This window comes from Gordonia sp. CPCC 205333 (genome assembly GCF_048537885.1).
Classification (GTDB): domain Bacteria; phylum Actinomycetota; class Actinomycetes; order Mycobacteriales; family Mycobacteriaceae; genus Gordonia.
In genome coordinates this window covers 506386-519404 of record NZ_JBCLVI010000001.1, presented here as the reverse complement: position 1 = coordinate 519404, position 13019 = coordinate 506386, and the positions used below count along the sequence as shown (strand labels likewise).

Annotated in this window: 12 protein-coding genes; 6 read left to right on the top strand and 6 right to left on the bottom strand. The window is 63.3% G+C overall.

Going from position 1 to position 13019, the window contains the following annotated elements; genetic code table 11:
- The first annotated feature begins 112 nt into the window (after nucleotides 1–112).
- Complete coding sequence (locus AAFP29_RS02435; RefSeq protein WP_419215710.1) at nucleotides 113–1504, top strand: FAD-dependent oxidoreductase; 1392 nt, start codon at nucleotides 113–115, stop codon at nucleotides 1502–1504.
- Between the two features lie 82 nt (nucleotides 1505–1586).
- Here AAFP29_RS02435 and AAFP29_RS02430 read toward each other — a convergent pair whose 3' ends face one another.
- A complete protein-coding gene (locus AAFP29_RS02430; RefSeq protein WP_419215709.1) occupies nucleotides 1587–2045 on the bottom strand; it encodes a hypothetical protein in 459 nt (152 codons plus the stop codon).
- Between the two features lie 199 nt (nucleotides 2046–2244).
- Here AAFP29_RS02430 and AAFP29_RS02425 point away from each other — a divergent pair, with 199 nt between their 5' ends.
- From AAFP29_RS02425 to AAFP29_RS02415, 3 genes are read left to right on the top strand one after another with little or no spacing between them, the layout of a single operon-like run.
- Nucleotides 2245–3288 (top strand): FecCD family ABC transporter permease, encoded by a 1044-nt coding sequence (locus AAFP29_RS02425; protein ID WP_419215708.1) that lies wholly within the window; start codon nucleotides 2245–2247, stop codon nucleotides 3286–3288.
- Complete coding sequence (locus AAFP29_RS02420) at nucleotides 3285–4385, top strand: FecCD family ABC transporter permease (protein WP_419215707.1); 1101 nt, start codon at nucleotides 3285–3287, stop codon at nucleotides 4383–4385. The genes AAFP29_RS02425 and AAFP29_RS02420 overlap by 4 nt, the downstream gene beginning before the upstream one ends.
- Nucleotides 4382–5224, top strand: coding sequence for an ABC transporter ATP-binding protein (locus AAFP29_RS02415; RefSeq protein WP_419215706.1), 843 nt, complete (start codon nucleotides 4382–4384; stop codon nucleotides 5222–5224). The genes AAFP29_RS02420 and AAFP29_RS02415 overlap by 4 nt, the downstream gene beginning before the upstream one ends.
- Here the strand turns inward: AAFP29_RS02415 and AAFP29_RS02410 are convergent.
- Genes AAFP29_RS02410 through AAFP29_RS02400 form a run of 3 tightly spaced genes read right to left on the bottom strand, consistent with a single transcriptional unit; the run spans nucleotide 5221 to nucleotide 7658 of the window.
- Nucleotides 5221–5700 (bottom strand): DUF456 domain-containing protein, encoded by a 480-nt coding sequence (locus AAFP29_RS02410; protein WP_419215705.1) that lies wholly within the window; start codon nucleotides 5698–5700, stop codon nucleotides 5221–5223. The two genes, AAFP29_RS02415 and AAFP29_RS02410, sit on opposite strands and share 4 nt — an antisense overlap.
- A gap of 18 nt (nucleotides 5701–5718) precedes the next feature.
- On the bottom strand, nucleotides 5719–7275 hold the full coding sequence (purT, locus tag AAFP29_RS02405; protein ID WP_419215704.1) for a formate-dependent phosphoribosylglycinamide formyltransferase: 1557 nt from the start codon (nucleotides 7273–7275) through the stop codon (nucleotides 5719–5721).
- 56 nt (nucleotides 7276–7331) lie between these two features.
- Nucleotides 7332–7658 (bottom strand): UBP-type zinc finger domain-containing protein, encoded by a 327-nt coding sequence (locus AAFP29_RS02400; RefSeq protein WP_419215703.1) that lies wholly within the window; start codon nucleotides 7656–7658, stop codon nucleotides 7332–7334.
- Nucleotides 7659–7728: 70 nt separating this feature from the next.
- On the opposite strand from AAFP29_RS02400, the gene AAFP29_RS02395 reads away from it, so the two are divergent.
- Nucleotides 7729–9321: a Na+/H+ antiporter gene (locus AAFP29_RS02395; protein ID WP_419215702.1), complete on the top strand. Its 1593-nt coding sequence runs from the start codon at nucleotides 7729–7731 to the stop codon at nucleotides 9319–9321.
- A gap of 73 nt (nucleotides 9322–9394) precedes the next feature.
- Here the strand turns inward: AAFP29_RS02395 and AAFP29_RS02390 are convergent, their stop codons facing one another.
- Nucleotides 9395–10945: an adenylate/guanylate cyclase domain-containing protein gene (locus AAFP29_RS02390; protein WP_419215701.1), complete on the bottom strand. Its 1551-nt coding sequence runs from the start codon at nucleotides 10943–10945 to the stop codon at nucleotides 9395–9397.
- Between the two features lie 2 nt (nucleotides 10946–10947).
- Complete coding sequence (locus tag AAFP29_RS02385) at nucleotides 10948–12234, bottom strand: adenylosuccinate synthase (RefSeq protein WP_419215700.1); 1287 nt, start codon at nucleotides 12232–12234, stop codon at nucleotides 10948–10950.
- Nucleotides 12235–12343: 109 nt separating this feature from the next.
- On the opposite strand from AAFP29_RS02385, the gene AAFP29_RS02380 reads away from it, so the two are divergent.
- Nucleotides 12344–12985 carry a hypothetical protein gene (locus AAFP29_RS02380; protein ID WP_419215699.1) on the top strand — a complete coding sequence of 214 codons (642 nt, stop codon included), beginning with the start codon at nucleotides 12344–12346 and terminating at the stop codon, nucleotides 12983–12985.
- Nucleotides 12986–13019 lie beyond the last annotated feature (34 nt).

Genomic DNA, 13019 nt, shown 5'->3' with positions numbered 1-13019 from the left:
ATTAGGTGAGGTAAGCCTCACACCGAATTTTCTCTAGGCGACTCGAAGCCTTAACGTAGAGATGTTCGCGAAACAAATCGCAGGATAACGAGCCGAAAGTACACCCACTCCTATGAGCGACTCCAGCCGTCCATTACGCGTGGCCATCGTCGGTGCCGGCCCCGCCGGAATCTACGCCGCCGACGCGTTGATGAAACACGATTCATTGACCGATCGCGGTGTCAGCATCGATCTCTACGAGCGCATGCCTGCCCCGTTCGGATTGATCCGCTACGGCGTCGCACCTGATCATCCCCGCATCAAGGGCATCATCACCGCCCTGCATAAGGTTCTGGACAAGCCACAAGTCCGTCTGCTCGGCAATGTCGACTACGGCACCGACATCACCCTGGAAGAACTGCACGATCACTACGACGCCGTGATCTTCTCCACCGGCGCCACCGACGACCGTGGGCTCGATATCCCCGGTGTCGAACTTGACGGCAGCTATGGCGCCGCACAATTCGTCGCCTGGTACGACGGCCACCCGGACTTCCCGCGAACCTGGCCCCTCGAGCAGGAGAAGGTCGCAGTTATCGGCGTCGGAAACGTCGCGCTCGACGTCGCGCGTGTGCTGGCCAAGACCGGCGATGAGCTGCTGCCGACCGAGATCCCGGCCAATGTCTACGAGGGCCTTAAGGCCAACAAGGCCGTCGAAGTGCACGTATTCGGACGCCGCGGACCCGCTCAGGCCAAGTTCACGCCGCTCGAACTCAAAGAACTCGACCACTCGCCGACCATCGAGGTCATCGTCAGCCCCGAGGACATCGAATACGACGAGGGTTCAGCCGTCGCACGACGCAGCTCGAAGATCACCGACCAGGTCGCCACGATCATCGAGAACTACGCGATCCGCGAGCCCAAGCAGGGCGCGATCCACAAACTGTTCCTGCACTTCTTCGAGAACCCGACCGAGATTCTGGGTGAAGACGGCAAGGTCGTTGGCTTGCGTACCGAGCGGACCGAACTCGACGGCACCGGCAATGTGCGCGCGACCGGCAAGACCACCGATTGGGAGTTGGGTGCGGTCTACCGGGCCGTCGGCTACCTGTCGGACAACTTGCCGCGGATTCCGTTCGACCAGCAGGCCGGCGTGATCCCAAATGAGGCCGGACGCATCTTCGATGAGGGCAAGCACCTGCCCGGAATGTATGCCACGGGTTGGATCAAGCGCGGACCGGTCGGACTCATCGGCCACACCAAGGGCGATGCCAACGAGACCGTCCAGTGTGTGGTCGAGGACTTGACCAACGGTGCACTTCCGGAACCGGCGAACCCCACCGAGGACGCTGTCATCGCGCTACTCGAGGGCAAGGGCGTTCCGTTCACCACCTGGGACGGTTGGTACCGACTCGACGAGCATGAGCGCAAGCTCGGTGCTGCCGAGGGCCGCGAGCGTGTGAAAGTCGTTGAGCGCGAAGAGATGCTGGCCGCTTCCGAACCTGACAAGGTTCACAAGGGCTAACGCACCCCCTGCATAACAATCATCCCCGACAGCGATTCGCTGTCGGGGATGATTGTTATGCAGGGGGTGCGGAGGGTGACTCCTACTTGCCCGGACGCTGAATGTCGCTGCGCCAGTAACCGAAGTTGTCCAGGACGTTATCGATGGTCGCACCCCAGGTGTAACCACTGATCGACGTCGGGATGCAGCCGAACCAGCGTGTCTCGATCGGGCGCTGCCAACGCTTGGTCTTCGTGTTGTAGGTCGACATCGACTGACCGGGCTTGATCGACTTGGCGAATCGTGTCGCACCGCCGACTTCCTGCAGGGTCACGTTGTACATCGTCGAGCCGCCGACGTTGACGACGGTCATCCAGCGGTACTGGTACCAGAAGTTGTTCCAAGGCTGACCGGGCTGTCCAAAGTGACATTCCACTCCGCCCCGAATCTGCAGTTCGCCGGGTGTGGCGGCGGCGGCCTGGCCGGTGCCCGCCAGCATACCGACGGCGAGTGCGACTGCCGCCAATACTGCGACGACCATTCTCTTAGTTGTTGCGACCATGTCGAAATTCCTTCCGGTAGAACTTCCGTTAAGCCCAGGTAGAGCTATCTGCGGTCCCCGACCGAGTAGTCTTTGTTGCTATTGGTACATCTGGGTATTCCTGGTTGCATTATCGGCGGAACCTAACCTGTTCGTTACACGAGTCTGGGAATTTGTTGTGCGAAAGAGACCCATCACGCCTCAGGTAAGGTAATCCTTTGTGTCTAACCGTGGCGTACGCCGAATAGCGGGGATCGGCGTATTACTGCTGGTCCTCGCGCTGGCCATGGTGGCGTCGGTCGCCATCGGAAACAGATTCCTGGCCCCCGGATTCGTCTGGCACACACTGATCGATCACCCAGGCCTGGTGTGGGATTCGATTGTCGGCAATCCGCTACCGAGGGGCTATTCCGAGACCGAAGGCATCGTCATCGGGATTCGGCTGCCTCGTACTCTGCTTGGGCTGGTCGTTGGCCTGGCAATCGGAGCCGCAGGCGCCTTGACTCAGGGCCACACTCGCAATCCGCTCGCCGACCCGGGGATCCTCGGCGTCAATGCCGGAGCCGCATGCGCTGTGGTGCTGGGCGTTTTCTGGCTCGGCATCTCCACCCCGCTGGCGTTCATGGGTTTCGGAATGCTCGGAGCGGTCATCGCCGCCGCGGTCGTGTTCGGGCTGGCGTCGTTGTCCGGCGCCAGTCCGTTGACCCTCGTCCTCGCCGGCACAGGCGTCTCGGCACTGCTGATGGCGATCTCGTCGGGCATCGTATTATCGGACGGCGCAAGTCTCGACACCTGGCGGTTCTGGAATGTCGGCTCGACGGCCGGGCGGAGCTTCGACGTCTTCCGGGCCAGTGTGCCATTCATCGTGATCGGCCTGGTACTGGCTCTGGCAAGCGGATTCTTCCTCAACCTGCTCAGCCTCGGCGACGATATGTCGAAGTCGTTGGGCGGACGAGTTGTGTTGATCCGCATCGCGGGCGTCGTTGCCATCACGCTGTTGATCGGTGCGGCCACCGCGGCTTGCGGGCCGATCGTCTTCCTCGGCCTGGTCGTCCCGCATATCGCGAGAGCCTTCACCGGACCCGACTATCGATGGGTAATCCCCTATTCAGCCCTGCTCGGCGCCATCTTGATGTTGGTCGCCGACGTCATCGGGCGGATCATCGCACGGCCGGAGGACGTTCAAGTCGCCGTCGTGCTCGCGATGATCGGCGCGCCCTTCCTCATCGCGATGGTGCGTCGACAGAAACTGGCCACAGTATGACCCAAACACTTCCCCCACGCCTGCCCAAGTCGATTCACGCGACGCGCCAGATCCGGCGATTCCGCGGCACATCGTGGGTTATTCGCCCGCGCGCGGTCGTCACCGGTCTGATTCTGGTGGTGGTCTGCATCGTGCTGTTCATCATCGGGATCAAGGTCAACGACTACCCGCTCAGTTTCGCCGACGTCGGACGGATTCTGTTCGGTGGTGGCCGTCGCGCCGAGAATTTCGTCGTCTTCGACGCTGCGTTGCCGCGTGAGTTAGTCGCGCTCCTGGTCGGATTCGGACTGGCCCTATCTGGAGCGCTCACCCAGACCCTGACCCGAAATCCATTGGCTACACCCGACATTCTCGGCATCACCGCAGGAGCAGGCGCCGCCGCCGTACTCGCGATTGCCTTCAGCACCAGTTGGGGTGCGTGGCTCGCCGACGTCGGAACGCCGATCGCCGCACTCATTGGCGGTCTGACAACTGCGGCCGTGATGTATGTCCTGGCGTGGCCCGGGCGTTCCCACAACAGTGGTCTTGATCCGTTTCGGATCGTGCTCGTCGGCGTCGGCATCACCTGGCTCTTGCAGGCACTGACCAGCTATTTGCTGACCCGCGCCGATGTCACCGACGTCGCCCAGGCACAGCACTGGTTGGTCGGTTCGGTGTCGCAAGCGGTCTGGGCCGACGTCTGGCCAGCGCTGATCGCGGTGGTAGTCGGTATCGGCGTTGTCGCCTGTCTGTCGCGCATCATCGGCGTGTACAGCCTGGGCACCGACGTCGCTCGGGGGCTTGGGGTGTCAACAAGCCGGACGACCGCGATCATCCTGCTGACGGCCGTCGTCGTTGCGGCACTGAGTGTTTCGGCCGCCGGACCGATCGCCTTCGTCGCCTTGCTCGCACCACAGGTGACGATGCGGTTGGCCCGAACTCCGACACCGGGACCGATCATCTCCGGACTGACCGGAGCGGTACTGGTGCTCGCCTCGGATCTGCTGTGCCGCACCGTACTTCCCAACGGCCTGCCGGTAGGCATCGTCACCGCAGCCATCGGCGGCCCCTTCCTCGTCTATCTGATGATCCGTATGTCCAGGAGGACGATCGCGTGACCACCACTGACAAATCGACTCCCACCGATCTGGCCGCCAAGTCAGGAGCGCACCAAAACCGCTTGGCCGCAACCGGTCTCACCGTCGGATACGACGGGCCCCCAATCATCTCCGACCTCGACATCGCTATCGCCGACAAAGCGATCACTACCGTCATCGGCCCCAACGGCTGCGGAAAGTCGACGCTATTGCGCACGATGGCCCGGCTACTGCGGCCATCGGCAGGCACGGTATGGCTCGACGGCGCCGATATCACCACCATCAAACCGCGCACGGTTGCCCGCACCCTGGGCCTACTACCCCAGAATCCCATTGCGCCAGATGGACTTACGGTATTCGACCTCGTCGCACGCGGTCGCCATCCACATCAGCACTGGTATCAGCAGGCTTCGGTTCAAGATGAGCGAGCGATTGTCAACGCACTGCAACTGACCGATACCCTCGACCTCGCCGACCGCCACGTCGGCGCACTCTCCGGCGGGCAGCGCCAACGCGTATGGATCGCACTGACCCTCGCGCAGGAGACCGATCTTCTGTTGCTCGACGAACCGACCACCTTCCTCGACCTCGCCCACTCGATAGAGGTCCTCGACCTTGTACAAACACTGCGCACCGAACACGGCAAAACTGTCATCATGGTCCTGCATGACCTGAATCTCGCAGCACGATACAGTGATTCGCTATTCGTGATGCGCTCGGGCGAGATCGTCGCACACGGCTCACCGGCCGAAGTCTTGACCACCCAACTGCTGAACGACGCCTTCGGCCTGCGCTCACAGATCATCGAAGATCCGGTGTCGGGCGGTCCGCTGATAGTCCCGGTCGGGTCGCGACGCTAGAAGTAGAACGCCGCGCCGAGCCAGATCCCCGACGCCACCAACGCCCCGAGCAACTCAATCAACATACTGGTCCCCACGGCCTTCAATGCCGCAACCGCCCCCTGCCAGGCATGCGAGAAAGTTCGGTTCCGCACCAACTCAGACACGTACGCGCCCAGTACGAATCCCAGAAACAGGCCGACGACAGGCACCACGAAGAAGCCGACGATTCCGGCGATACCGCCCACGACGATCGTCATATTCGGCACACCCGCGGATTTCAAACCGCGTCCGGCAACCAAATACTTCACGACTTCCCCGGCCACCATAATCGCGGCAGCCACCGCAAAGACCGCCCACGCCCAGCCGCCGATAATGATGGCCCACACCAGGATTGACGCCGCGACGAGCAGCGTCCCCGGCAAGATCGGCAGCACGATGCCGACAAGTCCGACACAGATGGCCAGTGCGACCACCAACTCACCGTAGAAAGGCATCTGTCGGTACGGGTTTCGCTAGCGCGGGCCGGCGTTGGGCGGCACCGGCCGTCGTGGACCTGACGGCCCCGGAGCGGCCTGCGCACCGCCGTTGGGTCCACGTCCCGCCGGACCCGCCGGTGGTCCGGGGCGATGCGGCTGCACCATCGGAGTACGGCCGTTCGGCGGTGGCATATTGGGCGGTGGCATATTGGGCTGGGGCATATTCGGCGGGGGGCCCGCCTGGCGCGGCGGATTCGGCTGTTGACCGCCCTGCGGAGGCCGACGCTGAACGGCTGGTCGCTGCACCGGCGCAACCGACGGCTCCGTCGTGTGCGTCTTCGGAGCGGCCGTACTCACCGGATTCACCAGCGAGGCGGCCGCGACGGCTCGCTTGCGTGCGGCCGCGACGTCGTCGGCGGTTGCTGTCACCACCCCCATCCGGCGTCGGTGAAAGCTCTCCGGCTTTCCGAACAGTCTGATATCAGTCTCCGGAATCGCCAGTGCCGCTGCGACATTGGTGAACCCAATCCCCTTCTCGTCCAGCTGGCCGTAGATCACCGCCGAAGCGCCCGGCGAGGCCAGCGTGACGTCGACCGGTAGCCCGAGGATTGCCCGGGCGTGCATCTCGAACTCGGAAAGTCGTTGGGTGGCAAGGGTGACCAGGCCGGTGTCATGCGGGCGGGGGCTGACTTCGGAGAAGTAGACGTCGTCACCCTTGACGAATAGCTCAACGCCGAAAATACCCCGGCCACCGAGTTTCCCGTCGCCCAACGCGGTTGCGATGCGCGCCGCGATCGACGTCGCGGCACCCAGTGCAAACGAACTCATCTCGTGCGGCTGCCAGCTCTCGACATAATCACCGCCGACCTGGAAATGCCCGATGGGTGCGCAGAAATGGGTCGCGAGCTCGCCGGTCTGCGGATCCACCGCGCGCACGGTGAGCAGCGTGATCTCGTAGTCGAATTCGATATAGCCCTCGACGATCAGCCTGGTATTGGCGACTCGCGCACCGGTCGTAGCCGTCTCCCAGGCCGCGGTCACCTCGTCGGCGCTCCGAACGACGCTCTGCCCCTTACCCGATGACGACATCACCGGCTTCACCACGCAGGGGAAACCGATCTCCGTCGCCGCCTCGGCAAGTTCTTCGAGAGAGTCGACGAACAGATAGGGCGACACCGGTAGCCCGAGTTCCTCGTCGGCCAGGCGTCGAATTCCTTCCCGGTTCATCGTCGTGACCACCGCATGCGCGGTCGGAATAACCTCGGCCAAGCCACGTCGTTCGACGTCGACAAGTGCCTCGGTGGCGATGGCCTCGATCTCCGGCACCACGAAATCGGGCGCGAATTTCTCGATGACCTCGATGACGGCTGCCGGATCGGTCATGTCGATGACAGCGCTGTGATGGGCCACCTGTTGAGCCGGCGCATCGGCATAGCGATCGACGGCGATCACTTCGACGCCGAGTCGCTGGAAGGCAATAGCAACTTCCTTGCCGAGTTCTCCGGAGCCGAGCAGCAGCACTTTGGTGGCAGCGGGAGTCAGGGGCGTTCCGAGCACGGCGGGCGGCGTAGCGTCGCGGCGGGGTGCGGTCATTCCTCGATCCTACTGGCCGCTTTCACGACCGATACCCAGGTCCGTCGTCGGCGGGATTATCCCGTCAGCGCGTCGACATAACACCAGCGCCAGTTCTCACCGGGTTCGGCTGATCGCATGACCGGATGGCCGGTCTGCTCGAAATGGGCGGTGGCGTGGCGGCGTGGGCTGGAATCGCAGCAGCCGGTATACCCGCAACTCAGACAACGGCGCAGGTGCGCCCAGTGATGTTCGCCGATGGCGACGCAGCCTGCGCATTCCAGGGCACCCGCTATCGGGTCCTCGGCGACGTCGGTACCGATGGTTCCAAGGTGATCACATGGCGCGGCCGGCTCCTGCGGCGTCGAAGAATTGTCTGTCGATGAACGTTTGAAGAAGGCCACCGCCCCATTTTGTCATCTGCCGATGGCATACCGCGACCCGCGGGCCCCGCCGATGCCATAGGGTTGCCCGGTGGAATTCGGGATTTTGATCGCCGTCGTCGTCGCATTGTCGGTCGCGGCGGTGGCACGACGATATGACTGGCCCGCGCCCCTGATCCTGGTCGGGGTCGGTCTGGCCATCGGCTGGATCCCCCGTATGCCGGAGATAGATCTGCATCCCGAAGCCGTGCTGTTCCTCATCCTGCCGCCGCTGCTCTACTCGGCGGCGATCGACAGCAGCTACCACGCCATCCGCGACAGTCGCCGCGGAATCCTGATGCTCGCGCTCGGTCTGCCCGTGTTCACCACCCTCGCCGTCGGATATGTGGCGCATCTACTCCTGCCCCAACTGCCGTTGGCGGCGGCATTCGTTCTCGGCGCCGTCGTCGCGCCACCCGATGCGGTGTCGGCGCAGGCGATCGGTCGACAGGTCGGCTTGCCGCGGCGCATTATGACCTTGCTGGGCGGGGAAAGCCTGCTCAACGACGCCACCGCCCTCACCTTGCTGCGGGTAGCGTTGGCCGCGGCGATCGGCGAGACGACATCGGCCGGCCGCGGCGTCCTCATGTTTCTGGTCGCCGCCATCGGCGGTACCGCACTCGGTTTGATCGTCGGGTATTTCATCAGTTGGGTCCGTAGCCGGCTCGTCGACCCGCCACTTGAGTCCGCAGTCGGCTTTGCTGTTCCGTTCGCGACCTATTTCGTCGCCGAGGAACTGCATTCGTCCGGCGTGATCGCGGTGGTGGTGGCCGGGCTGTTCCTCGGTCAGCGGTCGGCCCGCGACAGCTACGCGACCCGCTTGCAAGACAACGGGATTCGCAAATCTGTCGACGTCGGGCTTGAGTCCTTTGTATTCCTGTTGATCGGTCTGCAATTGCCGACGCTCATCGACGGCCTCGCCGGCGAGTCGCCCGTACGGATCGCGATCGACGCAACGGTTGTGCTTGTAGTCGTGATCGTCACCAGGTTTGTCTGGGTGTATCCGGTCACGTATCTGCCCCGGATTTTCCGGCGCGTCCGGCAGAACGAGCCGCCGCCCGACACCAAGTCCATGTTCATCGTCAGCTGGGCCGGTATGCGCGGTGTCGTCAGTCTTGCCGCAGCGTTCACCATTCCATTGACGATCGACGGCGGCGCGGCGTTCCCGGCCCGTGGCGAGATCCTGTTCCTAACTTTCGTGGTTGTGGTCGGCACACTGCTCATCCAGGGCACGACATTGGGCTGGTTTGCCCGCAAACTCGGCGTCGTGGCCGACGAAGCCGCACAAGATCGGCTCGCCTTCGCCGGCGCTCAGGACAAGGCATCACGTGCCGCCGAAGAACTACTCGACAAGCGCGCAGCCACCCTCGCCCCGGACGATCCGTATCAGCACAAGATCATGATCTTGCGCAAATGGGTTGCGACCCAACGCAATACCGCATGGGAATCGCTCGGTCGCGGCGTCGATGAGATCGGCGAATCGCCAACCGCCGCAGTCGATCGGATGCGTGGCGAGATCCTGCGGGTACAACGCACGGTGTTTATCGAGGAACGCGACGCTGGTCGGATCGATGACGAGGTGTTGCGGATGGCATTGCGGCGCCTGGACTTCGCCGAGGGTTCGGTGGATCGCGAGGGTGAATGATTTTTCGTCCCCGTGAAGGGTGCCCGAGGGCAATATGCCCTTCAATCCCCCTGAGGGGGACGAGATTTCACCGCTACCCGACGAGCGTTTCAGGTAACGCCGCGTATACCAACGTTCCCTCGCTCCGGCCACGTAGAGTGACCGTCTCCTGACGTTCCCAATTCTCCGCCTCGCCCGGCGATGCCGCGTCGATGGCCCGCGCCGAAGCGACTGGCCGCGACGGGTCGCGTTTGGCCAGCTCCGACAGTCGGGCTGCTTCATTGACCGGATCACCGATCACAGTGAATTCGAAACGTTCGATCGCTCCGACATTCCCGGCGACCACGGGGCCGTACCCAACGCCGATACCGGCAGAAATTTCCGGCACCTCCGCTGCGAGTCGTTTAGCGATCTGCCGCGAAGCGGCCAACGCGCCGCCTGCCGGATCGTCGAGGTCGATAGGTGCGCCGAAGATCGCGAGGACGGCGTCGCCCTCGAATTTGTTGACCAGTCCGCGTTGCTCCTCCACCTCGTGCACGATCACCGCGAAGAACCGGTTGAGAATGGTCACCACTTCGGTCGGTGGATGTTCGGCCGCCAGCGCCGTCGACCCGATGACGTCGACGAAGACGACCGCGACAGTGCGTTCCACACCGCCCAACTCTGGGTCGGAGGCCAGCGCCGCTTCGGCGACGTCGTGCCCGACGTGGCGCCCGAACAGGTCGCGGATACGTTCGCGTTCCCGCAGGCCATGCACCATCGTGTTGAAGCCGACCTGCAGGTCACCCAGTTCGGTACCGTCGTACACCACGACGTCGGCGTCGGTCTTTCCAGCGCGCACGCGGTTCATACCGGTTTGCACACTCCGGATCGGTCCAAGGATGCTTACCGTGTTCAGGAAAGTCAGCAGCAGACCGGTCGCGATGGCTATGCAAGCGAGCACCGTCACCGCGATCAGGTAACTCGTGCCGTCCAACGAATCGAAGATCAGCTTGAACAATCCGACGAGCAGAATTCCAGTCAACGGAATACCCGACCCGACGAGCCACGAAATCAACGCCCGCGTCCGCATACCGGCGCGTTTGCGTCCGGAGAATCCCGCGTTGATCACCTCGGCCAATACCGGCCGCATCGCGAAGTCGACGAGCAAGTAGGAGATGCCGACAACAACGGCACCGCTGAAGGTCACGATGAACAGGACCTTGGGTATGAGCCGTGGGTCGTAGATGCCATAGGCGATGGTGGCCAGCGCGGCCGCCAGCAACCAGAGGACAGCCTGGACCATCACAAGTTTCCACGGCGCCCGACGGGTCTTGCGAGCATCGCGGGCGGTTGGCTTCTCATCGCGGATCGACCAACGCAGATCGCGTACGACGACGATCGTGCCCCACAGCACGCCGAACAGCAGCGCGAAGGTCACGTACACCGGGACCGCGATGAAGTTGATCCACCACATTCTGGTCTGGAAGACATTGGGTTCGGGTATGCCGACCGACGCCAGCACCACGGCGATGACAGCGCCGATCGAGTTCGCGACGACGATCGATCCGGTGATCAGGATCTGAATGCGAACACGCTGCTTCACACCGCGTTCAGATGCGGAGCCCAGCAGGATGGATCCGTAATCCCGACTCATCCGGCCCATGATCAGAGGATGTCTCTACGCACAATCGTCTGATCGCGGCCCGGCCCGACGCCGATGCAGGAGATATGCGCGCCCGATAATTCTTCTAGCCGAAGCACATAATCTTGCGCGGTCTTCGGCAGATCGTCGAAGGTCCGCGCTCCGGAGATGTCCTCCCACCAGCCGGGCATCTCTTCGTAGATCGGCTTGGCGTGGTGGAATCCGGTCTGCGTCATCGGCATGTCTTCGACCCGCTCGCCGTCGACCTCGTAGGCGACGCAGATCGGTACCGTGTCCAGGCTCGACAGAACGTCGAGTTTGGTCAGGAAGTAGTCGGTGATGCCGTTGACCCGAGTGGCATAGCGCGCGATCACGGCGTCGAACCAGCCAGTTCGACGTGCGCGGCCGGTAGTCACACCGACCTCTCCGCCAGTCTTGGCGAGGTATTCGCCCGACTCGTCGAACAGTTCGGTCGGGAACGGACCCGAGCCGACGCGAGTGGTGTACGCCTTGAGAATGCCGAGGACGGTGGTGATCTGCGTCGGACCGATGCCGGACCCGACCGATGCGCCGCCGGCCGTCGGATTCGACGACGTGACATACGGGTAGGTGCCGTGATCGACGTCGAGCAGGGTGCCCTGCGAGCCTTCGAGTAACACGGTGTCGCCGCGCTCCAACGCCTGATTGAGCAGAAGCCGGGTGTCGGCGATCCGATGCTTGAAGCCTTCGGCCTGCGCTAACACCTCTTCGACGACGGCTTCGGGGTCGAGCGCGCGGCGATTGTAGATCTTGGTGAGGATCTGGTTCTTGACTTCGAGAGCCGCCTCGACCTTCTGGGCAAGGATCTTCTCGTCGAGAACATCGGCGACACGGACGCCGACCCGGGCGATTTTGTCCTGATAACAGGGGCCGATGCCGCGGCCGGTCGTGCCGATCTTCTTATTGCCCAGGAAACGCTCGGTGACCTTGTCGATCGCCACGTGATACGGCATCAGCAGATGCGCGTCGGCGGAAATCAGCAAGCCAGTGGTGTCGACGTCGCGGTCTTCGAGACCGGACAGTTCGGTGAGCAGAACTCCGGGATCGACGACGACGCCGTTGCCGATGACGTTGTTCACGCCAGGGGTGAGAATTCCCGACGGAATCAGGTGCAGCGCAAAGGTCTCGCCATTGGGGAGGACGACGGTGTGGCCAGCATTGTTGCCGCCCTGGTAGCGGACGACCCATTGCAGCCTGCCGCCAAGCAGATCTGTCGCCTTACCTTTTCCTTCGTCGCCCCACTGCGCGCCGATCAGCACGATCGCAGCCATGTTGTCCATGCTCCTGTTCGGTCGGTGGTCAACCTGCATAACCTTACTTGGTAAGGCCGACACCCTAACGCGGCGCTGGGCTGTTCGCGGCTTCTTATAGGCTTATCCGGTGTCATTCGCGCTGATCGAGCAGCCGCAAACCCAGCCGGATCTGGCCGCGGTAACCGCTGCCGCGAAGGCGTTGATGCGCGGGCCGCTCGCCGATCCGGGACTGTCGCGGGTTGTCGTCACGACGCTGGGCGATACCTGCGGAGACTTATTCTTTGGCGCTGTCGTCGCGCGACTGATGATCGCCGAACGGCTCGACGTCGAGGTGGGTTACGCCTCACCGATCAGTACGCCGGCCACGCACCGCTATCGACTCAAAACTGGACCGGCTGGCCGGACGATCGCCGAAACCGCTGCAGCACAATCACTTACGCTCATCCGAGACGATGCGGCCATGGTCCTGGTCGGCCGGGCCCGCCACCTCGGAGTCGACGGCGCTCCGCTCTACGGGGAGGGCATCGTCGACGACGAGCGACTCTTCGATGGTGAAGTGGGTGCGGTGGAGATCGAGGTGGCGCCGGATTTTCGCGATGTCCGGGGGCGTGTCGCGCGGCGGTTGCCCGGCGGCTGGCGCAATGGGCGCGCAGTACAGACGGGCGGGCCCGCGATCATCGTCGAACGAGAAGGCATCGCGGCGACACGGCCAGTGAAGCGAAGCACGTTCTACAAACATCACGAACCGTGGAAGTTGATAAGAGGTTAGGCCACCCACCGCTGGTCGAGTGCCCGACGAGGCG

Coding starts and splice junctions, on each gene's coding strand:
- AAFP29_RS02435 (WP_419215710.1), top strand. CDS start 113: ATGAGCGACTCCAGCCGTCCATTACGCGTGGCCATCGTCGGTGCCGGC.
- AAFP29_RS02430 (WP_419215709.1), bottom strand. CDS start 2,045: ATGGTCGCAACAACTAAGAGAATGGTCGTCGCAGTATTGGCGGCAGTC.
- AAFP29_RS02420 (WP_419215707.1), top strand. CDS start 3,285: ATGACCCAAACACTTCCCCCACGCCTGCCCAAGTCGATTCACGCGACG.
- AAFP29_RS02410 (WP_419215705.1), bottom strand. CDS start 5,700: ATGCCTTTCTACGGTGAGTTGGTGGTCGCACTGGCCATCTGTGTCGGA.
- purT (WP_419215704.1), bottom strand. CDS start 7,275: ATGACCGCACCCCGCCGCGACGCTACGCCGCCCGCCGTGCTCGGAACG.
- AAFP29_RS02390 (WP_419215701.1), bottom strand. CDS start 10,945: ATGGGCCGGATGAGTCGGGATTACGGATCCATCCTGCTGGGCTCCGCA.
- AAFP29_RS02385 (WP_419215700.1), bottom strand. CDS start 12,234: ATGGCTGCGATCGTGCTGATCGGCGCGCAGTGGGGCGACGAAGGAAAA.